Origin of the sequence: Affinundibacterium danionis, from assembly GCF_042432465.1 — a bacterium.
Classification (GTDB): Bacteria; Pseudomonadota; Gammaproteobacteria; order Burkholderiales; family Burkholderiaceae_D; genus Undibacterium; species Undibacterium danionis.
Genome location: NZ_JBHLXJ010000013.1, coordinates 53,669 through 73,620 on the forward strand (window position 1 = coordinate 53,669; position 19,952 = coordinate 73,620).

20 protein-coding genes are annotated in these 19,952 nt (G+C 46.7%); 10 read left to right on the plus strand and 10 right to left on the minus strand.

Translation table 11 applies throughout. The features are described from left to right. The first annotated feature begins 26 nt into the window (after nt 1-26). Nucleotides 27-224 carry a hypothetical protein gene (locus ACFFJH_RS11505; protein WP_390212736.1) on the plus strand — a complete coding sequence of 66 codons (198 nt, stop codon included), beginning with the start codon at nt 27-29 and terminating at the stop codon, nt 222-224. A gap of 10 nt (nt 225-234) precedes the next feature. On the opposite strand, the gene ACFFJH_RS11510 is transcribed toward ACFFJH_RS11505, so the two are convergent. Both ACFFJH_RS11510 and ACFFJH_RS11515 read right to left on the minus strand, forming a co-directional pair. Then, nucleotides 235-1,440: a GGDEF domain-containing protein gene (locus tag ACFFJH_RS11510; protein WP_390212737.1), complete on the minus strand. Its 1,206-nt coding sequence runs from the start codon at nt 1,438-1,440 to the stop codon at nt 235-237. Between the two features lie 310 nt (nt 1,441-1,750). Then, a complete protein-coding gene (locus tag ACFFJH_RS11515; protein ID WP_390212739.1) occupies nt 1,751-2,521 on the minus strand; it encodes a M48 family metalloprotease in 771 nt (256 codons plus the stop codon). A gap of 193 nt (nt 2,522-2,714) precedes the next feature. On the opposite strand from ACFFJH_RS11515, the gene ACFFJH_RS11520 reads away from it, so the two are divergent. Beyond that, on the plus strand, nt 2,715-4,283 hold the full coding sequence (locus ACFFJH_RS11520; RefSeq protein ID WP_390212742.1) for an acetyl-CoA hydrolase/transferase family protein: 1,569 nt from the start codon (nt 2,715-2,717) through the stop codon (nt 4,281-4,283). Nucleotides 4,284-4,362: 79 nt separating this feature from the next. Here ACFFJH_RS11520 and ACFFJH_RS11525 read toward each other — a convergent pair whose 3' ends face one another. Beyond that, complete coding sequence (locus ACFFJH_RS11525; RefSeq protein WP_390212744.1) at nt 4,363-4,782, minus strand: hypothetical protein; 420 nt, start codon at nt 4,780-4,782, stop codon at nt 4,363-4,365. A gap of 53 nt (nt 4,783-4,835) precedes the next feature. After that, a complete protein-coding gene (locus ACFFJH_RS11530) occupies nt 4,836-5,294 on the minus strand; it encodes a GNAT family N-acetyltransferase (RefSeq protein ID WP_390212745.1) in 459 nt (152 codons plus the stop codon). Nucleotides 5,295-5,562: 268 nt separating this feature from the next. On the opposite strand from ACFFJH_RS11530, the gene ggt reads away from it, so the two are divergent. The 4 genes from ggt to ACFFJH_RS11550 all read left to right on the plus strand — a co-directional run bounded on the left by ggt (nt 5,563) and on the right by ACFFJH_RS11550 (nt 10,441). Next, nucleotides 5,563-7,374, plus strand: coding sequence for a gamma-glutamyltransferase (gene ggt / locus ACFFJH_RS11535; RefSeq protein ID WP_390212747.1), 1,812 nt, complete (start codon nt 5,563-5,565; stop codon nt 7,372-7,374). Between the two features lie 70 nt (nt 7,375-7,444). After that, on the plus strand, nt 7,445-8,740 hold the full coding sequence (locus ACFFJH_RS11540; protein WP_390212749.1) for an NRAMP family divalent metal transporter: 1,296 nt from the start codon (nt 7,445-7,447) through the stop codon (nt 8,738-8,740). An 87-nt stretch (nt 8,741-8,827) separates the two neighbouring features. Further along, entirely contained in the window at nt 8,828-9,724 is an 897-nt protein-coding gene (locus tag ACFFJH_RS11545) for a hypothetical protein (protein WP_390212752.1), read from the plus strand. A 45-nt stretch (nt 9,725-9,769) separates the two neighbouring features. Then, complete coding sequence (locus ACFFJH_RS11550; protein ID WP_390212753.1) at nt 9,770-10,441, plus strand: DNA alkylation repair protein; 672 nt, start codon at nt 9,770-9,772, stop codon at nt 10,439-10,441. A gap of 50 nt (nt 10,442-10,491) precedes the next feature. Here ACFFJH_RS11550 and ACFFJH_RS11555 read toward each other — a convergent pair whose 3' ends face one another. Continuing rightward, on the minus strand, nt 10,492-10,971 hold the full coding sequence (locus tag ACFFJH_RS11555) for a winged helix-turn-helix transcriptional regulator (RefSeq protein WP_390212755.1): 480 nt from the start codon (nt 10,969-10,971) through the stop codon (nt 10,492-10,494). A 206-nt stretch (nt 10,972-11,177) separates the two neighbouring features. On the opposite strand from ACFFJH_RS11555, the gene ACFFJH_RS11560 reads away from it, so the two are divergent. Both ACFFJH_RS11560 and ACFFJH_RS11565 read left to right on the plus strand, forming a co-directional pair. Next, entirely contained in the window at nt 11,178-11,510 is a 333-nt protein-coding gene (locus ACFFJH_RS11560) for a hypothetical protein (RefSeq protein ID WP_390212757.1), read from the plus strand. Between the two features lie 81 nt (nt 11,511-11,591). Beyond that, nucleotides 11,592-12,461 carry a hypothetical protein gene (locus tag ACFFJH_RS11565; RefSeq protein WP_390212759.1) on the plus strand — a complete coding sequence of 290 codons (870 nt, stop codon included), beginning with the start codon at nt 11,592-11,594 and terminating at the stop codon, nt 12,459-12,461. A 78-nt stretch (nt 12,462-12,539) separates the two neighbouring features. Here the strand turns inward: ACFFJH_RS11565 and ACFFJH_RS11570 are convergent, their stop codons facing one another. Further along, nucleotides 12,540-14,933, minus strand: coding sequence for a beta-L-arabinofuranosidase domain-containing protein (locus ACFFJH_RS11570; RefSeq protein WP_390212762.1), 2,394 nt, complete (start codon nt 14,931-14,933; stop codon nt 12,540-12,542). Nucleotides 14,934-15,073: 140 nt separating this feature from the next. After that, nucleotides 15,074-15,478, minus strand: a complete 405-nt coding sequence (locus tag ACFFJH_RS11575; RefSeq protein ID WP_390212764.1) for a rhodanese-like domain-containing protein — start codon at nt 15,476-15,478, stop codon at nt 15,074-15,076. A 158-nt stretch (nt 15,479-15,636) separates the two neighbouring features. Here ACFFJH_RS11575 and ftrA point away from each other — a divergent pair, with 158 nt between their 5' ends. Both ftrA and ACFFJH_RS11585 read left to right on the plus strand, forming a co-directional pair. Then, on the plus strand, nt 15,637-16,590 hold the full coding sequence (ftrA, locus tag ACFFJH_RS11580) for a transcriptional regulator FtrA (protein WP_390212766.1): 954 nt from the start codon (nt 15,637-15,639) through the stop codon (nt 16,588-16,590). Nucleotides 16,591-16,671: 81 nt separating this feature from the next. Further along, complete coding sequence (locus tag ACFFJH_RS11585; protein WP_390212768.1) at nt 16,672-17,361, plus strand: glutathione S-transferase family protein; 690 nt, start codon at nt 16,672-16,674, stop codon at nt 17,359-17,361. 215 nt (nt 17,362-17,576) lie between these two features. On the opposite strand, the gene ACFFJH_RS11590 is transcribed toward ACFFJH_RS11585, so the two are convergent. From ACFFJH_RS11590 to ACFFJH_RS11600, 3 genes are all read right to left on the minus strand, one after another. Further along, nucleotides 17,577-17,864, minus strand: a complete 288-nt coding sequence (locus ACFFJH_RS11590) for a type II toxin-antitoxin system RelE/ParE family toxin (RefSeq protein WP_390212770.1) — start codon at nt 17,862-17,864, stop codon at nt 17,577-17,579. After that, entirely contained in the window at nt 17,861-18,079 is a 219-nt protein-coding gene (locus ACFFJH_RS11595) for an addiction module protein (RefSeq protein WP_390212772.1), read from the minus strand. Before ACFFJH_RS11595 ends, ACFFJH_RS11590 begins: the two co-directional genes overlap by 4 nt. A 190-nt stretch (nt 18,080-18,269) precedes the next feature. Then, nucleotides 18,270-19,601 (minus strand): hypothetical protein, encoded by a 1,332-nt coding sequence (locus ACFFJH_RS11600; RefSeq protein WP_390212773.1) that lies wholly within the window; start codon nt 19,599-19,601, stop codon nt 18,270-18,272. Between the last annotated feature and the right edge of the window lie 351 nt (nt 19,602-19,952).

The window sequence follows — 19,952 nt, forward strand, 5'->3', positions numbered from 1 at the left end:
GTTCAGATTCAGAAGACGAGGCAATCATGCAACAAAAAGACAATGGCGATTGGTTATCCGCACAACAAGCGGTACGTCCAGATGGCACGGAAATCAGCAATTTACCCTTGATCAATAAAAAATTACCGCCACTAACCAGTGGTTTGTCGTCGGCACCAATCGATTTAACTGACGATGCCGAAAATTCCGGCGCTGGCGCAGATACAGATGCAAATAAAGCATAAGAGCTTTAAATCAAGCGAACTGACCAACGCCCTCGGCTCTCTCAGCTCCAGCAACGCCTTCAGAAAAACCTACCACCCTATTTCTACCTTGATGCTTGGCTTGATATAGAGCGGTATCAACGGCTTTGATTAGGATTTCCAGATCGCTGCCTGCTTGACGGGAATCGGCTACGCCAATACTGATCGTGCTTTGTAGTGAATGCCCGTTCCAATCGACACGCAGCTCTGAATACAAGCGGCGTAAGCGTTCAGCTAAAGCGGCGGCCTGTTTTTCACCTGTAGCGGGTAATAAAATACAGAATTCTTCACCACCATAGCGGGAGATGTAGTCGGTGCCACGCACCACGGAGCGCATCAAATGTGCCAAGCGACGTAATACTTCATCACCAGCAGGATGACCATGGCGATCGTTGATCTGTTTAAAGTGATCAACATCTATCATCATGATTGCCACATTATCCCCACTACGCTTGATCTGGGCTAATTGACGCATGGTCTCCACTTCTATGGTGCGGCGATTCAAGATCCCGGTCAAAGAATCGGTCGCGGCTAGCTCCTTTAATTCATTGGCCAAGGTGTAATTAATCAATAGCATGAACGCAAATGACATCGACATCTGTGCCAAGCTAGCAAAAAAGAACACACCGGGGTTAACACCGCTCGCTGTAAACATACGCACCGAATCAGCGGGCGTAAATATTATGCTCACCACGCGCACCAAAGCCAAAATCGCAATCACGGATACGGAAGCAGCGGCCAGCCAATAGGCGGTCCGTAATGGTTGAGAAATTTGCACAAACAAGGCGCGAGCGCAAACAATATGCACTAGAGCAAATAAGAGAAAATTGCTAGCAATACGAATCTTAGGCTCAGGATACCAGACACCAAAAACCGTATTATTCACCAGCATGATCAGCGCGAATACGGCTGTGATCCAATAGCGACTACGCCCGCCTTTAAATGATTCGATGCCGTTATAAAGCAGACCCAAACCACAACCCAAAGTCAAAGTAGCTACAATCACGACGAACAAGGGGGGCGACATCATAATCTGACTGCTGATCGCTAAACTAATCCCAATCAGCAAATCACCCAAAGCCCACTGACGCATGCCTCGGACTTTGCCCGCGTGCATGCCAACCAAAGCCAGCATGCCAGCAAACAAAATATTCAATGCAGCCCAAACCACCATGATGGTACGTGGATCTATCGTCATGCAGATATTCTCAAAAGGTGGGGTTCAGGTTAAAAAAAATTGAAAATGCTTAGATGAAAAAACAGCCTATAAGGCCATACCACTTGCCCAATATCACCAGCGGGAAGCATTCTAACGGGAAATTATTCTTTAGAACAGCTTGCCACTCGAACTCCATGTTTTTCTCGCTTAAATATGACCTAAATATGACCTAAAATCGACTAAATTGGCGCTAAATATGACACGAGTATGCCTTAATATGCCTTAAATTAGCGCGTTCGCTCCACTGAGTTCCAAGATGAATGAAAGAACAGTCCCATCAGTTAGCAGTTTATTGACTAAGCGTCTGGGCCAATGCTCGCATCGCCATCCAACGTCGCGCTGGTGCCGGATGACTTTTACTATCAAAATTCGGATTGGCGCTGTTGCGACTCAGTTTTTTATAGAAATTGACCAGTGAATGTACGGAGAAACCCGCACCTTGCGCCAATTTCAAACCAGCCGTATCGGCCTCTTCTTCTTGTTGTTTGGATAGTGGTGCCAATGCGCGTAAGAAACTTTCATCATTGTCTACCGCTTCTTCCAGTTCTTCAAAACTGCGCTGATGCCATGTGGGAAATAGCACTAATGCCTGTTCGTACTCAAGTCGATTATGCTCCAGCACAGCATGCGCGATTTCATGACTCAGCAACATCGCTAGCTCAGTCTCATTTAAATTCAAGCGCTCTACCTGGAATTGGCTGAGCAGAATTTTCCCACCTGCCATACTGTAAGCGCTTTCTTCCTGTTCACTAGTGCTATGGATTTCCCACTGCCAGTGCCGCGTGTCTGGATAATCTTGTGCCGCTTGATGTATCAGAACTTGCGCTATTTTTTTAGCTCGCTCCAGAAACGCCTCGTCCTTATCAAGATATCCCGCTTGTTCTATGTCCGACAGACGCTGGCGATACATTTTCTCAGCGCCCGCTATGACCTGCGCGCTAGTCAAGCTACTCAAACTTGGTCGTGGCAACACAACGGGCTTATCATCGATGTAGGCGTGTGCTGGGCTGCACGTCAGGCCAAGCAAGAAACTGCAAGTAACTAATCGGACGAAAGACATGGGCAATCACAGGCGAGCAAACTAAGATGGGCTCATCATAATGTGAAAAATCAGGAAACGCGATACGATAAAAATCAAAGTTACTGCAAATGATCCGTTTACACCGAGTAATTGCTTGTACTAAGGACTCAAACAAGACACAGGCAACAGTACAATATCATTTCTCTATAGCAACGCCTCTGAAGGATGAAAAATGACGCTCAGCACCACCTCACCGTCTAAAGACTCTCAAAATCCGAACGCAGTTGATGCCACGAACCAAGGTCTGCTGTCACGCATACGACTACCAGCACTACACGCGCGTATCACGAGTGCCAATGAAGCGGCGAACTGGATACAAAACGGCATGACAGTTGGGATGAGCGGCTTTACCCGTTCCGGTGATGCGAAAATGGTACCGTTGGCCTTGGCAGAGCGCGCGCTGCATGATCCATTTCAAATTACCCTGATGACGGGTGCGTCTATGGGGGGCGATGTCGATAAGCTGTTAACTGAATCGCATGTGATTGCGCGTCGTATGCCTTTTCAATCCGATCCCGTATTACGTGCCGCTATTAATCGTGGCGAAGTGATGTTCATTGATCAGCACTTATCCGAAACGGTTGAACATCTGCGTGCGGGTCAGATCGCGCCGATCGACGTTGCCATCATCGAAGCGATTGCGATTACCGAATCGGGCGCCATCATTCCTTCAACGTCCGTCGGCAATAGCGCCAGTTTTGCCATCTTGGCGGAAAAAGTCATCGTAGAAATTAATCTAAGCCAACCTTTAGCCTTAGAAGGCATGCACGATATTTTTATCCCGGGCAAACGTCCTCACCGCGATCCTATTCCCGTGATGTCTGCTCATGATCGCGTTGGTACGACGGCAATTCAAATTGATCCCGCCAAAATTGTCGCCATCGTGATCACAGACAAACTTGATAGTGCGTCCACGGTTACGCCGCCGGATGCCGAGACCGACGCGATTGCTGGGCATTTGATTGCATTCTTTGAACAGGAAGTAGCGGCAGGTCGCTTAAGCAATGCTTTGTTGCCACTGCAAGCTGGCATAGGTTCCGTGGCTAACGCGGTACTAGCAGGTTTTAAAGACAGCCCGTTTCGACACCTGACCATGTACTCAGAAGTCTTGCAGGATTCCACCTTTGATTTGTTTGATGCTGGCATACTCGATTTTGCTTCTGGTTCATCAATAACGCTTTCCAGCAAAAAGCACGATGAGGTGTTCAATCATATCGAGCGCTACAAAGACAAACTGATACTACGCCCACAAGAAGTCAGCAATCACCCCGAAGTGATACGCCGTTTAGGCATCATAGGTATCAATACGGCTTTAGAGGTGGACATCTATGGCAACGTCAATTCCACGCATACAGGTGGCACCCATATGATGAACGGAATCGGCGGTTCCGGGGACTTTGCACGCAACGCCTACCTGTCTATTTTCACCACCAAATCGGTCGCTAAAGGCGGTAAAATTTCTAGTATCGTGCCCATGGTGTCACACGTCGATCACACCGAACACGACGTCGATATCATCGTCACCGAAGTCGGGCTAGCCGACTTACGCGGCCTAGCACCACGCGAACGCGCACCATGCATCATACAAAACTGCGTCGCCGAACCGTATCGCAGCATGTTATTTGAGTATATTAAAGAAGCTCAAACCCGAGGTGGACAGACACCGCATGTCTTAGAAAAAGCCTTTGCTTGGCATACGCGCTATCGTGAGACTGGGAGTATGTTGAAAAGCACTGAGTAAATATGTAAACAAATCATCAAATAACTTGATGACTTTTAAACAATTTTTCGTGCGCTATGAAAAGATTCTCACGGACCATTTATTTTTTAGGAAGCGTCCTAACGAGAGCCAAAATTTCGTCTGGCATGGTTCTCTCCTCGAATCCAAGAAGTTCATGCGAGCCGTCACACATACCAATGTATTGGGTATCTTTACGCAAAAAAATAATGTAAGTTTGCCCAATAGTCATTGAAACACCGCAGCCGTTACCTGGCAATGAAGTCTCGACGACGACATTTTCCGCAGCCTTGCCTTTGAGCAATCTGATCACCGCCATATTTGCTTGAACATGAGGAAACGAATTCTCGTTTGTACCAGATTGATATCTAGCAGAAACGACTTTTGCTACGATTATTCTGTCAGCTTCACCTACCTGTTCTTTTAGATTTCTCCCACAACTACAGGCGGAACTTGTGAGAGACATTAGTAATAAAAACGAAAAAACAGCAAATTTAAACATTGAGCTACTCCATTAAGTACGTATTCAATTCAATTCTGTAAATTCACGTGAAATTACTTTTTCGGAACAAATCGATTGTAAGCATAAAAAACCTCATCCCGCACCCAACCTAGGCTTTCATACAAAGACTGTGCAGGCACATTCGTTTTTGCCGTCGTCAAATCCATTCTGACTTTTCCATCGGCGATGGCGCGGGCTTCGGCGGCCAGCAATAACTGACGACCGGCACCGGATTTGCGCGCTTCTGGCGACACAAAAAGATCATATAGCGTATAAATCGGTGCCGCCGCAACCGAGCAAAACGTGGGGTACAGTTGGCAAAAACCCAGCACACCTTTTTCGGCGCTTTCAGCAACTAACACGACCGACTCTCCCAACGTAAATCGCTCGTAGATGAAGTCATAAGCGAGTTGCGCATTAGAAGGCTGTTCATAAAACTGGCGGTACAAATCAAATAGCTGAGCGACATTGACGATGTCACTTGCGGTCATGGCTCTGGTTGTGATTTTCATGTGATGTGTAATAAGAATTTGAGCGATAGATCAATCGATTATCTAAAACGGAGATTAAGTGCAATAATTAATTCGTATTTTATCAATCTCTAGTTTGCCTTTAAAAACTTTATATGTTTTTGCATTTCACGATCCGACATCACCCCGCCACAAAAATGCAACAATCCACTCTCAAAAAGCCCATTTCCTATGATTTTTCTAGCGAAAACAGTCGCTAAGAAGCTGCTTGGGCTATCTTGTATGGATTGCTTTTTGCTCGGGAACTAAAATGAGTCTCTCCAAAAAATCCTTAGTCATTATTCTGCTTTGTGCGTTCAGTATGCACAGCATCAGCGCTGTCCACGCCAGCAAAACACCGATAGCCACTGGCACTGGTGGCGCGGTAGCGACGATTAATGAAGCAGCCTCGCAAGCTGCCATGAAGATACTCAATCAGGGCGGCAATGCGATTGATGCCGCAGTGGCGGCTGCCGCGACTTTGGGTGTGACAGACCCGTTTAGCTGCGGCATCGGTGGCGGTGGTTTTATGATGATTTATCTGGCCAAAGAAAAGCGTTTTGTGACGCTCGACCATAGAGAGACCGCGCCCGCCTCAGTGACATCCAATTTGTTTATAGAAAATGGTCAAGAAATCGCCGTAGATGATGCAATCAGCAGCGGCAGAGCGGTTGGCGTGCCAGGTACGGTACGCGGTTGGGATGAGGCCTTGAAACGCTATGGCAGCATGCAGTTTAAACAGGTATTAGCGCCAGCAATTCAAACTGCTGAACGCGGTTTTACTATCACGCCTATTTTTAATCATTTAAATTCGGGCGCTAGTCACAAGTTTGCCTTGTACAGTTCTAGCAGTACCCTGTACATGCAAAACGGTAAGGCGCTACCCGTCGGATTTCATTTCAAAAATCCCGATCTAGCAAAAACCTATAAAGCGATTGCGCAAGGTGGGGCGAATGCTTTTTATCGTGGTCCTATCGCCGACGCCGTACTCAAAACGGTGAATCAGCCACCGACAGTAAGTGGTGTCAAAGTACGCCCCGGCCTGATGACACAAGCCGATTTGCTGAATTATGAAGTACGACTGCGGCAACCCGTTCACAGCACTTACCGTGGTTACGATTTATATGCTTTAGGCTTGCCCAGCAGCGGCGGTATCACGATAGCGCTGGCCTTAAATTTATTAGAAAATTTTGATACGAAAAAAATGTCGCGTCAGCAGGTAGAGCATTTGTATCTAGAAGCTTCACGTCTAGCTTTTGCCGACCGCAACGCCTACATCGGCGATCCTGAATATGTAGATGTGCCCGTCGTGGGCTTATTAAGCAAGGAGTACAGCCAACAAAGAGCGCAGCAATTGCGTCTCGATCAAGCCGCGAGTCGTAGCAACGATGCGTTACCGGGTGATCCTTTCCCATTTCAAAATGATCCTAGCTATCCACTGCGGCCACATTTATTGTCCAACGCATCCAATCCATCCACCGCCCTCATTAAAACAAACAAAGAAGAACCTAAACACACCACACATTTAACCGTCAGCGACAAGGACGGCAATATCGTTGCCTACACCTACACGATAGAGGACTGGGGTGGTAATGGCATGGTGGTACCCGGTTACGGTTTCCTGCTCAACAACGAGTTAACCGACTTTGATTTCAGCGCACCACATCCGAATAGTCCAGAAGCAGGCAAAAGACCGCGTAGTAGTATCGCGCCCGTGATTGCGATGAAAGATGGCAAACCCGCCTTCACCCTTGGTAGCCCGGGTGGTGCCACGATTATCACTACCGTCTTGCAAACACTCGTGAATCACATCGATCTCGGCATGAATTTGGCAGAAGCTATCGCCGCACCGCGACTGTCAGAACGTAACGGCGCTCACACGCAAGTCGAGCCTAATTTCATCACCAGCGCGCAGGCGACTGGCTTAGCGCGTTTTGGTCATCAATGGAAAATCGATCAAAGCGATGCAGAAATTGGGGCTGCTAATGCCGTCCGTTTTAATCCAGATGGCACGGTCACCGCTATCAGCGAACCGGCGCGACACGGCATAGGTAGTGCCTTGGTACAAAAGAAGGCACATTAAAATCCAGCCCCAAGGTGTAATATCTGCAATAAGCTTTTTGCTGCCTTGCTGATCTCACCTCGGGAAACTCATGAAAAAAATTGTGCACAAACATCCTCATGCGATTGCACATCATAAACGAGGCATCGCGGCACGTTTTTCGCAATTTCGCGTTAAAGGCTTGAGTTGGTTGGCCGCTTTTATGGCGGTCCTGGGTCCAGGTCTGTTAGCGGGACTCTCTGACGATGACCCAGCGGGCATTACCACGTACTCGATACTCGGGACCGACTACGGTTATCGCCTGCTTTGGATTATCCCGTTCTCTACGATTTTATTAGTGCAATTTCACATGATCGCTGTGCGCATAGGTGCTGCTACGGGACAGGGTTTTGTCGCCGTGATACGCCAACATTGGGGACGTGCTTGGGCTTACGCGGCGGTGATAGGTCTGCTGTTCGCCAACTTTGGAACCATTTGTGCCGAGTATGCAGGGATAGCAGCGGCATTGGGTTTAATCGGTGTGCCCGCGTGGATCAGCGCGCCTTTAGCGGGAATACTGATTTGCCTAGTGGTGGTACTCGGATCATTTCATCGTATAGAAAAAATTCTGTTATTTATCTCGGCGACATTGGCCTTATACATCGTTGATGGAATTTTAGCGGCGCCCGATTGGACGGCTATCGCGCACTATTCCTTAATCCCCCATTTGCCGGATGATCAAGCGGGTTGGACCGCGATTGCCGCTACCTTGGGCACAACCTTGGCACCTTGGGGGCTGGCGTTTATCCAATCCTACGCGGTAGACAAAAAAATCTCGGTCAACAATCTACGCTGGGAACAAGTGGATGTCGTGATCGGCTCACTGCTCACAGGCATTATTGGCATCGCGATTGCAGTCGCCTGTGCGTCAACCTTGCACAAGTCTGGCATACATATCGCGAACGCCAGTGATGCCGCATTGGCATTAAAACCCTTGGCGGGTTCCTTTGCGACCGTCTTATTCGGCGTAGGACTGCTCGGCGCATCTTTATTAGCGGCAGCTATCGTACCGGTGGCAACCGCATACTCAATTGCCGAAGGCCTGGGTGCGCCTGCTTCCTTAGATTTGGATGCCAAACATTTTCATTTTTTTTATGCGGCTTTTATCTTATTGACGGTAGCGGCGGTCAGCGTGGTCTCAATACCAGGCTTGCCGCTAATTCCCTTGATCTACTCCAGTCAAGTGGTCAATGCGGTATTACTGCCTCTGCATGTAATCGCCTTGCTCTTAATCGCCCAAAACCACCAAATCATGGGCTCGTCAGTCATAGGTATCAAATCTCGACTGGCCGGACTAGTGAGTTTGTTATTGATATTGGCTTGTGTCTGTGCTTTGAGTTTTACATGATTTTTTTGATTAACCTATAATCATGACGAATCCTAGATAACAAATCGTATCGCCCAAAGTATTAATACAAGAAAGAGGAGGCTATCTATGGCATTAAAAAGCTGGCTACAACAATTGGCTTATCGACGCTTCATACGGCGGTCGCCTTATCGCAAAGCATTGAGTGAGCTGCCGGCTAGTTTGTTACCTCACTGGCAGGCACATGCGAAAGATGAATTTACTGGTATCCCTGACGATGCCATTTTTTTTATCCGCGCCGCAGAAGGTTTAATGATGTTTTTTAACTGCGTCAAACAAAGCCAGAAAGTGGGTGGCAGACCTTGCGCCTTGCCATCTAAAGCCGCCGATTCCGTCTGGCATGCGTGGATAGATTTACCACAGGCGCGATTTTCGGATGTGGATGTTGATAGCTTTTGCCAAAAACATTTTGGGATGACGATTCCACACATCGCCGCGGCACAGTTAGATACCGAAGCAAAAGGAACGATGGCAGTAGCGCTCGCGGTTTCTTTAGTTCAACTACGTCGTAATGAAGGCAAGGATGCATTAAGCCCAACCGCACCCGCGCTGTTCACCTTAGACAAGCGGCTCAAGATGCCACGCGGCTATAGCTATCGTATGACGGGTGATAAATTGGGTTTTCAATCTATGAGTCTGCTCGGGCAAGCATATGGCGCAACGGTTTTTCCATCGACCTTTATGCCTACGGAATTACTAGCAATCGGACTTATTACTGCCCCTATGTTGGAGCATTATCAACGCAAACAAGCGGCACAGTTGGCCGCACACCATAACGACACAGGGTCCTCCCTCAGCTCCACTACATCAACGACTTCATCGTCTAGCGATACCGATTGCGACTCAGGCAGCCGCACGGACGCAGGCTCTTCGGATAACTGTTCCGACTCAGGTAGCAGCGCAGATAGTAGCTCTAGTGGAAGCTCCTGCGGTAGTAGCTGTGGCAGCAGTTGCAGTAGCTCTTAGTGCAAACTTAGTGCGATCATAGTTCGATAACAGACTCAGGCAATCATGCAAATCGAAGCTCTTTACCATCAAATTCAAACTGCTTTTAGCGCTCAAGCTAATCCCGAAAACGCCCTCGCCATGCGGCGTTATATGCGCGACCAATTTGATTTTCTCGGCATCAAAACACCCGTACGCCGCGCGCTGATCAAAGATTTAGCTACAGTCGAATTTGCCCATACAGATTTAGAACAATTAGCCCGCGCCTTATGGCTACTACCTCAGCGAGAATATCAATACGCAGCGATTGATGTACTGGCGTTGCATAAAAAGAAACTAGATGTGTCACAACTGAGTTTGTTACTGACATTGGCACAAGAAAAATCTTGGTGGGATAGCGTCGATGGTTTGGCTTCCGTAGCCAATCGGGTGTTGTTCGCCAACCGCACCCAACAATCTCAAGTTCATATGGACAGCGCCTTACAGCATTCCAATCTGTGGGTAAGGCGCATCGCCATGATTCATCAACTAGGCTGGCGCTTAGAAACAGATGAGGCACGGCTTTTTGGATACGCCAAAACACTAGCGCATGAAGAAGATTTTTTCATACGCAAAGCCATAGGCTGGGCGCTACGCGATTACGCCAGATGGCAGCCGGAAGCGGTACGCGAATTTATAGAAACACATCGCGGGCTGTTGTCGAATTTGAGTGTGCGGGAGGCGCTCAAGCATTTGTAATGCATTTTGCTTTCATTCGGACGAAGCCAAAACGCTCAGGCCGTATTTACTTAGTCCTGAATTTCTCCCAACTCAGCCTCTTCAACCACCGCCGCCGGATTGTCTTCCATACGTAAATTCATCACCGCAAGAGGCTCGCCGCAGGCGGTGCAAATTTGCCCTGGGCGGGTAATTTGTCCGCAGCTCAAATGGCGCAGCAGTATAGGTGTGGGCTGTGGGCAGGGCATCCAATCTTCGCCATAGCGCATCAGTTCTAAAGCCAATGGCAGCAAGCCTAAGCCAGCTTCTGTCAGACGGTATTTAAAACGTGGTGGTCGTTCTTGATAGGGTAATTTCACCACGATACCGCCGTCTACCATACGTTTTAGTCGGTTAGTTAGGATGTTGGTGGCGGCTCCCGTGGCTTTTTGTAACTCATCAAATTTGTGTGAGCGCTTGAATAACTCACGCAAGATCAATAAGACCCATTCATCCCCGATCAAACTGGCCGCGCGCACGACGGGGCATGCTCTTTGTGATGGTTTTGTCATTTTTATTCACTATTAGAATAGTTTTAGCGCATTTTAGCGCTAGAAAAGGCATCTTCATTTTACACACTTGCATTTTAAAAGTCTATTGAGTATCATGCGATAAGTTACTTGCATTTTGAAAGTAACTTATCGCGATTTACGGAATTTGTCCTCAATCGCATGTGCCCTGAGCAATTTTTCCAACTCCATTTTTCGAGAGCTTAATCATGAAAACACTTAGCTTGCTTGCCTTACTCTTACTCAGCAATTACTCACAAAACGCCCTTGCCCAAACCGCCGCACCGCATGACAAAAAAACCTCAGTGATCGTAGACGCCGAAATTAAACGCGGCCCCTTAGCTGATTTTTATGAACTAGTCGCACAGCATCCTGCGCACAATAGCTCGACAATCAATCCAATAAGTAAGGAAACAACTAAGGAGACAATCAATCCGACATCTAACACAGCGAACCAAATCAAAAGCCCAGCCCCAGATGCCAAACCTATCTTGGCGCAACAGAGCGCGCAAATAACTGCGACAAAACCCAACACGGACTAAGTTCAACCAAATCATCCCTACCACACTGCTATCACACTGCGGTATCGCTGGCCTCAGAGCCGAATTACAAAAGGAAACATCATGCATTTGCCCGCCACACAGATCGCGCTCAAGCATAGAGTTCATGCGGAAATTAACCAGCATTTTGCGGCACACGAAGCGGAGGAAACTTGCCTACTACTTGATAGCACAGGGCCAGGATTAACCCGTCAATACATCGTGTTAAACGCGATAGGAATAGAACGTCTGCATAACTTTGATGCCATCCATGCGTTCTCGGGATCGGTTTTTGCCTTGTTTGGTTTTATGGCATTTAGTACGGCGCAAAACCGTATCAGCATAGACGATTTGTGCGATCCTAAAACTGAGCAAATTTTCCGGCGTCAACACCATGCGCATTGGTTTTCAGGTGTACATGCGGTCGGTAAACTATTGCTCGGTCGCTCAGCCTTTCAATCCACTGCGCCATTAATCGCCTGTTTAGAAAGCATGTTTGGTGAATTTGTTGATCAGCCATTTTCCCACTTTGGCAGCAATATTCACATCTATCTAGCGCGCCAAAAAAATCAAGCACTGTTAGTTCTATCGAATAATGCGCAATGCTCGCCTGAACTGGAACGTCTGAGAGCGACACCGATCAAACATATTATTGCGATGGCGGCGAATGTGCCTTTTGTGTATGGCGGTGTGCGGGCTGATACACCTTATTTTGATCCGGTTTACACCCAGCATTACGTGGCGAGCTTAAAACAAATAGGCAATACCCACGCCAGCACCTTAATTTCTACACCGTGGCGCTCGGGCAAGAAACAGCGGCGTCACTATGTTAATTGCTATCCCGATGGCAATGCGCGTTGGCATATGTTGAAAGATTTTATTCGCTTGGTGAGCGGACAACGCAATATCACTTGGTCGCGCGATATTTACACAGCGTTTCGGCTGACTTTATGACGCTGTATAAATCAATATGACGGCGCACCCATGCGTGCTGGTATTGAACATCGTTTTTAGACATCTCGATTCGGATAGCTAGTCTTTGGTATATAGGCGACAACCAAACACCGGACCAGCCGTGCGTCCATTCATAGGATTAAATCGTACCAACACTTTTTCTTTATCCTTGGTAAGTGCTTCGGGTACGACATAATTCTGCTCGATAAACTCACCCGCTTGATCGCCATTCAAAACGACATGGGCAATTTCTACACCGTCAATCGTGATAGTGAAATCGCGATTTTTTTCTTCGCCAGAATAAGTCGCTTGCAAAATCAAGGCACCCGGTTTGACCTTCATATAAAAACTGAAGTACCCACCAGTTCGTGCATCACGGCCATTCTTGCCACGATAGACCACAGGATAAGAGATATCCGCCTCTAACTGATGATCACGCTCCGCCTGCATTTCGCCCAAATGCATGACATCGACGGCACGTCGGCTGAGATCCAAAAGACGCTCTTGCTCTTTGCGGAATCCCACTTCGGCAGCCGCCCATTGGGCATCGTCATAGATATTAAAATACACCGCAGAGCGACGCGTGTACTGTGAATAAAATGGACGCAATGGCAGATCAGACGGACGTCCTATACCTTGCGTTTGATAATGGGCAGCACTCGCGGAAATCGTCGATATCGCGGGCAAAATCTGCGCGCCAACCAAGGCAGGTGCCACACCATCAAAGGCTTTATCCGCTGCTCCCAAATCCGCCGCCATCACCATAGGGCCGCGCAATATAGCGGCCACTTGCGGCGCACCCGGTGCAGTTTCTAAACGCAATGCCAAAGGCAAGTTCAGAGAAATTTGATCACCACTGCGCCAGACTCGATCGACTATCGCATAGCCTTTTTCCTTGGTAGAGGTAAGCGCTTTGCCATTCAATAAAAGTTGATACTCATGCGCCCAAGCGGGAATACGCAAAGCCAGACGCAGGTGCTTAGCTTTTTTAATTTGCTTTAAACGTAGTTGTATTTCACCCTGATACGGATACTCGGTCAGCATTTCGAACTGCGCGCCTTGTTGTTTCCAATCGAGACGAGATGGAATGTAAAGATTCACCAATAAAGTATCGTCGTGCTGCCAATAAATAGAATCACCGTGTTTAGCGTGACTTTCCATGCCCGATAAAACACAACACCAAAAATCATTCTCTTCGCTGGAATAGTCGCGTGCCACGCCCGCCATCAACGGCGTCATATAAGTGAACATGCCCGTCGCCGGATTTTGATGCGCCAGAATATGATTTAAATGCGCACGTTCGTAATAGTCAAAATACGTCGCATCCGGTGCCCAGCTATACAGATGACGGGTGAGCTTGAGCATGTTGTAACTACCGCAGGCTTCGCAAGTTTGTTCGGTCAAATGTTTTGCCGTGGTATCAGGCTCAAAGAAATATTCTCGGTCGCCGTTACCGCCGATCACATAGCTATGATGTTGCGTGACGCGCTGCCAAAAATACTGCGCCGCGCTGGCATGCTGTTCGTTTCCATGTACTTCATGTAGACGGGCTAGACCAATCAATTTGGGAATCTGAGTATTGGCATGAGTATTCGCCAACTCATCTTTTTGCTGCGTTAAGGGCTGTAAGACTTTGTTGTGATACAGACGTAAAGCCAGTTTCAACCAACGCTGTTCGCCTGTGCGGGCGTAGAGTTCAGCGAAACTTTCATTGATGCCGCCGTGTTCGCAATTGAGTATTTTTTGTAAGTCTTCGTCATTAATGCCCGCGAAGAAACGATCAATATAATGTCCCAGTTGCGCAGCGACTTTTAATGCGTGAGGATTGTACGCAAGTTGTTGCGCATCAAATAGACCAGCAAACACTTTATGCCAGTTATAAAACGGCACCCAACAACCGTTCAAATCAAATCCAGCCGAACGGATATTACCCGCTAACATTTCGGCGAAAATCTCTTTGCCATCGACGATCTTGCCATCCGGGCGCTTACGCATAAAACCTGCAATATAACCATCGCCATGCGCAGCCTGCACCCGCAGTAGCTCGTCCACAATGTAGTCAATTCTTTGTTTAAACTCGCGCTCACCAGTTTGCGCAAACATTAAGGCCAGCGCCGACAAATAATGCCCCAAGCCTTCACCAGCTATCGTATCCGACTCCCAACCGCCATAGATTGCGCCCTTCACTGGCAAGCCCGCGAACTTATGATAATTGTGTAAAAAACGATCCGCACTCAAACGCAACAAATAAGCTTTATTAGCATTCACTGCGTTGAGATAGGGAGACGGCAATAGACGTACTTGATCCAGCGCGACTGCTTTCGCTTTCTTGGGCAGGCGAGTCGGCACAGTTGGCCTATCCTCGGCTGACACACGCAAAGGTAACAGGCTTAACGACGCCGCCACCTTTCCATAAATTTTCAGATGACGTCGCCGCTGTTCCAACAAAGTATCTTGACTATCCTCATGCATGGCAGTTCCCCAACAATAATGTCTACGGAATCCAATATAGTACGCTGCCTAAGCCTGAGTCTTGACGAGACTGGCGCGCTAGCATGACGAAAATAGCATAGCGATTTTCGCTAGTCGTTTTTAGATGTTGCACCCATCAATTAGTAGCGACTCGATTCCAATACGAAACCCTCATCCAGCCAGCCGGTTATGCCTCCTATCATGATTTTCACTGGACGCCCCAGATGAGCCAGCGCTATTGCGGCCTTAGTCGCGCCATTGCAATGCGGACCAGCGCAATAAACCACAAACAAGGTATCGGCGGGATACTCCGCCAATTTAGAAGCAATAATTTTGCCACGTAATAAATTAATAGCGCCCGGTACATGCCCTCGCGCATACTCGGCAGGTAAACGCACGTCCAATAAAACAAAGCCTGGATGACCATTTGCCAAAGCCTCATGCACATCCCAGCAATCTGTTTCAAAACCTAAACTAGAGGAGAAATGTTGTAATGCAGAAGCACTATCCGCCGCGGCGACTTCAATAACAGCATTGTGGTTCATAAATTTCCTTATCAATAAAATGGGAGGGAGAAAAACAAGCGCATTGTGCGCTTATAAAAAAACACGGTATAGTGGCGAGAATGCCATTTCACAGTCATATTCCGCCAACCTACCAAAACGCCGTTTAGCTGAATTTTTTTATGCCATCAGGAATAAGCATGTCCTCACCTCTCGTTGTCGCGGTCGCCTATGATCGTTTGTGTACTTTCGAGTTTTCTTGTGCTGTTGAGCTGTTTTCGCTAGAGCGTCCAGAACTACAGGTGAACTGGTATCGCTTTGCCGTATGCGCGGCAGAACCTGGCAAATTGCGCGCAGCGGGTGGCATCACCATAGAAGCACCTTATACGCTGCGCCTGCTCGACAAGGCCGACGTGATCATCATCCCGGGCTGGCGCGATGTGGATGAGCTGCCCTCACCACAACTCATTAAAAAAATTCAAAATGCCTATGCCCGTGGGGCTCGATTCTGCACCATTTGTTCTGGTGTTTTTGTATTGGCCGCGGCTGGTATTTTGGATGGTAAATCGGTGACTACGCATTGGCGCTATGCCGATAAATTAGCTAAACGTTACCCGTCGATAAAAGTAGACGCCGATGCCTTGTATGTCGATGCTGGTCAGGTAATCACTTCAGCCGGTTCTGCGGCGGGTCTCGATATGTTGCTCTACCTGATCAGAAAAGACTACGGCGTCAAAATTGCTAACCAAGTAGCACAGCGCCTAGTCATCGCGCCGCATCGTGAAGGTGGTCAGGCACAGTATATTCCGCGCCCCATCGCCCAAGACGAACGTGGCCGCTTATCGCAATTATTGGATTGGATACGCCAGCACCCTGCACGAGAACATAAACTGGCCGACTTAGCGCAACGTGCGGCAATGAGCGAGCGCACTTTGCAAAGGCAATTTTTAGCGTTGACCGGCTATTCACCCTATGAATGGATTATCCGAGAGCGAGTCGCCATCGCAAAAGAATTGTTGGAATCTTCGGATAGTAGTGTCAGCAATATTTTAGAACTCACGGGATTTGGTTCCGAAGAAACCTTCAGGCGGCAATTTAAGCGTGTCGCCGCAACTAGCCCGATTGCCTACAGAAAGCAATTTTTCGGGAATTAATAGAAACAAAAACAGCCATAAATTCAGTCATAATAGATCCATCGCTCGACTTCTCTCCTTCTACACTTTAAGGGCACGTCCATGTACACACTCTATATTGCGAACAAAGTTTATTCATCTTGGTCACTCCGCCCTTGGATACTCATGCGCGAAATGGAGTTATTGTTTGAAGAGAAACTGGTCACCTTTGGTACAGGTAGTAATTGGGAAAATTTCCGAAAATTTTCTCCCGCAGGCAAAGTACCTTGCCTACACGATGGCGTATCTGTCGTATGGGACTCGCTCGCCATCGTCGAATATCTAGCGGATCGTCATCGCGGCGTCTGGCCAGAAGATCCGCTAGCCAAAATCTGGGCTCGTTGCGCCGCCGCCGAAATGCATTCTGGCTTTAACAACTTACGTAATACTTGCCCTATGCACGTAGGTCTGCGCATACGCATGAAAGAAATCAGCCCCGCCCTGCAAGCAGAACTTGATCGTATCAACGAACTCTGGAGTGAAGGCCTCAATCGCTTCGGTGGACCTTATCTGGCAGGAGAAAAATTCAGCGCGCTAGATGCCTTCTTTGCCCCCGTAGTATTTCGCATTCAAACTTACGGCTTGCCGATGAATACCCAAGCCAGCGCCTATGTCAAGCGCATGTTGGCATTACCTTCCATGCAGCAATGGCAAACCGAAGCCTTACGTGAAAAATGGCGTGAAGCGGGTCATGAAAAAGACGCCATGGCCGCGGGTGAAGTGATAGACGATAAGCGTATGAATCTTAAATAATTCAAGCTTCGAAAAGCACATCAACTAGCCATCCTAGTGAATGAAAAATTAGTCCTACAAAACAGCGCTGAAACTGGCGCTGCGACGGATAAAATTCTTAAGGGAAGAGGAAGATTTCTTGAGTAGTTAGTATATGGTGTTAGGCATCGGGTCAGTCGCTGAATTGATAGCTATTCTGTAAATGTTGTATATCAAGACTTGACCTCATGCTGTCATCAATCCCATTGCTTAGGGTCTCTACGAAAATGAAAGCATGCCAACACCGATACAGTATTTTCTTCAACGACATAGTGCAAAGCATATGGGAAACGTCTAAGGAAGGCGCGGCGTACTTCTCTGTATTGAATTTGATATTGAAATGGATTACGTACAAGCACTGCTTCGCTTTGTTTTACCGCTCTAAGAAATTCGCCGCCTAAGCCGAAGGACTGTTCTTCATACCATTGAAAAGCTTCAATGATTTCTAGTTCTGCATCCGGTTCAAAAACGACCGAAAAACTCATATGCTGACGTCAAGTTTTTGAACTATTTGATCGAGACTCACACCCACAGGTTTCGCAGATTCACGCTTAGCTAAGCGACGATCAAGCTCTGTTTTTTGTGCTTCCGTAATCGGAAAGTCAGAGCTACGAGTAGCAACACTGTCCCACAAATCTTCTACTAATTGTATCCGTTCAGCGATATCGAGTTGTTTAATTTCGTCGAGTAAAGTGCTCATTTTTATCACCTAAATTGTCACTGCGTATTTTGATTATAAAAGATTTTTTTTGGAATGAAATAAGTCGATTTTTTGAGGTTTGTCGTAATGTTAGAACTGGCCCCATTCAGTTCTTTGGGCATAAACAGCGTGCCCATGTTACTTAGCTTTTGTAATACCAAATATAAGGCCAGACCCTTGTGCTCTCGGCTCATTTTCCGGAATTTGGTTTGATAGCTTTTATAAATTCCATTACCTGATTAAAAATTTTTTCATCTTTTATTGAAGCTAGTAGCACTTCGATTGGCATTACGTGGTCATCATTTTTTGAATCAAGCAGCCTGATGGGATTATCATCGAAATTTTTAATTGCGATGTTGAGAAGTTGCTTGTTCATTTCCGCATCTCCTGATTTCTCTATCTCTTTTTTATAAGCTTCGAAAGCAGTCGCAGTTACTGCTTTGAATTCATAGTCTCGCTGTAATTTTGAGGTAATTCCAGCTTGACGCAATGCAATCCAACCGAGCCATATTCCTGGTGCTACAAGAGATAATTCTTTAAACAAATTGAACCAATTCATTGAAAATTGGTTCTCTCCTATTTTTAGAGTTCCGCTGATTGAGAATGAGGAGTTAAAATTCCAACCGATCCAAATGAGCCACCCAATGGCAGCGCCAAATAAAGTTATCCAAAGTACTCGTTCAATTCTGAGATTCTTAGCTTGAATTTGAAAAGAGCCTGCCAACGCCAATCTGTTTATATCTTGAAGTGCAACTATCATTCTTTGATTGGACTCTTCTAATAATTCATGTGAGCGAATCATTGTTTCCTGCGCTATTTTCGTACTTTCAGATGTGTCATCTAAATTAATTTTAGCTGAATTTATTTTACTGTTTAAAACTAAAATTAGTTCATCAACTTCTGATTTAATACCTAGGATCTGACCTCTCGTTGATTCAATCGTCAACTTATTGTCTAGTATGCCTTCAAGGTAATTTTTGATGGATTGAACATCAGCTTCAGTATCGTTTTTTGTTTTCTGTAAATCTGCCAAATATTGGGTTATTTCGTGGTTATCAGATATTAATCTGTCAGCAATTGGCGCTGCTATTTCGATATTTAAGATTTTTTGATTTGTTTTTGACTCAATTAGCTTAACAATTTCTTTCCTGACTTGGATTCTTCTTTCAACTGTGATTGCAACATAATTACTTATTTCAGAAATTAATTGGAAAAAAGGGGAGCTTTGTAAAAGCCAGCCAAAACCATTTGACATTGCCTCGCTAAGTACACTACTTCTAAGATCTCTCAGAAGCCTAGTTAGTATTGCATCACACACTTGTTCATCGTTAACGTTGACAGGCTTTATTTTTTGATTAGCGGTGTCGATTAATTCGCCCCAACTTTTAAAAAGTTCTGTAAAGTTGTTTGCATTAGTCAATGGATAGCCGTACTGCTCGAAATCTAGCTCTGCTGGACGACTACTTAGCAACTGATTCCAAATTTCAAGAAGTTGTTTCAATTCAACATTTGCATTTTTCATAGTTACAATTTCTTTCGAAAAATAATCGCCCCGTATTCACTGTAACTTTCGCCATTAATCTCTTGCTATCGAAATTTTTGTGGAAGACATTTCAGAGTACGGGATCAGTTCTAACATTCATACATCGCAGTTGAAAATGATTGAATATCAAACCCAACCCGGTTAATGCGTATCAACTACAGGCAAGCAAACCGCGACAGTTCAGTTGCCTAGGGATAATAACATCTTGGCAGCTTCTCAATTTGCTACGTTGCCGATATTTTTAATCTTTGCTACTTGCGCTAAAAAGCTTTACGCATAAATACGGTGCTGGGTGAGGACAGTTAAGCGGGTGGGAGTGGCGTCAGCTTC

Coding starts and splice junctions, on each gene's coding strand:
- ACFFJH_RS11505 (WP_390212736.1), top strand. CDS start 27: ATGCAACAAAAAGACAATGGCGATTGGTTATCCGCACAACAAGCGGTA.
- ACFFJH_RS11510 (WP_390212737.1), bottom strand. CDS start 1,440: ATGACGATAGATCCACGTACCATCATGGTGGTTTGGGCTGCATTGAAT.
- ACFFJH_RS11515 (WP_390212739.1), bottom strand. CDS start 2,521: ATGTCTTTCGTCCGATTAGTTACTTGCAGTTTCTTGCTTGGCCTGACG.
- ACFFJH_RS11520 (WP_390212742.1), top strand. CDS start 2,715: ATGACGCTCAGCACCACCTCACCGTCTAAAGACTCTCAAAATCCGAAC.
- ACFFJH_RS11525 (WP_390212744.1), bottom strand. CDS start 4,782: ATGTTTAAATTTGCTGTTTTTTCGTTTTTATTACTAATGTCTCTCACA.
- ACFFJH_RS11530 (WP_390212745.1), bottom strand. CDS start 5,294: ATGAAAATCACAACCAGAGCCATGACCGCAAGTGACATCGTCAATGTC.
- ggt (WP_390212747.1), top strand. CDS start 5,563: ATGAGTCTCTCCAAAAAATCCTTAGTCATTATTCTGCTTTGTGCGTTC.
- ACFFJH_RS11540 (WP_390212749.1), top strand. CDS start 7,445: ATGAAAAAAATTGTGCACAAACATCCTCATGCGATTGCACATCATAAA.
- ACFFJH_RS11545 (WP_390212752.1), top strand. CDS start 8,828: ATGGCATTAAAAAGCTGGCTACAACAATTGGCTTATCGACGCTTCATA.
- ACFFJH_RS11550 (WP_390212753.1), top strand. CDS start 9,770: ATGCAAATCGAAGCTCTTTACCATCAAATTCAAACTGCTTTTAGCGCT.
- ACFFJH_RS11555 (WP_390212755.1), bottom strand. CDS start 10,971: ATGACAAAACCATCACAAAGAGCATGCCCCGTCGTGCGCGCGGCCAGT.
- ACFFJH_RS11560 (WP_390212757.1), top strand. CDS start 11,178: ATGAAAACACTTAGCTTGCTTGCCTTACTCTTACTCAGCAATTACTCA.
- ACFFJH_RS11565 (WP_390212759.1), top strand. CDS start 11,592: ATGCATTTGCCCGCCACACAGATCGCGCTCAAGCATAGAGTTCATGCG.
- ACFFJH_RS11570 (WP_390212762.1), bottom strand. CDS start 14,933: ATGCATGAGGATAGTCAAGATACTTTGTTGGAACAGCGGCGACGTCAT.
- ACFFJH_RS11575 (WP_390212764.1), bottom strand. CDS start 15,478: ATGAACCACAATGCTGTTATTGAAGTCGCCGCGGCGGATAGTGCTTCT.
- ftrA (WP_390212766.1), top strand. CDS start 15,637: ATGTCCTCACCTCTCGTTGTCGCGGTCGCCTATGATCGTTTGTGTACT.
- ACFFJH_RS11585 (WP_390212768.1), top strand. CDS start 16,672: ATGTACACACTCTATATTGCGAACAAAGTTTATTCATCTTGGTCACTC.
- ACFFJH_RS11590 (WP_390212770.1), bottom strand. CDS start 17,864: ATGAGTTTTTCGGTCGTTTTTGAACCGGATGCAGAACTAGAAATCATT.
- ACFFJH_RS11595 (WP_390212772.1), bottom strand. CDS start 18,079: ATGAGCACTTTACTCGACGAAATTAAACAACTCGATATCGCTGAACGG.
- ACFFJH_RS11600 (WP_390212773.1), bottom strand. CDS start 19,601: ATGAAAAATGCAAATGTTGAATTGAAACAACTTCTTGAAATTTGGAAT.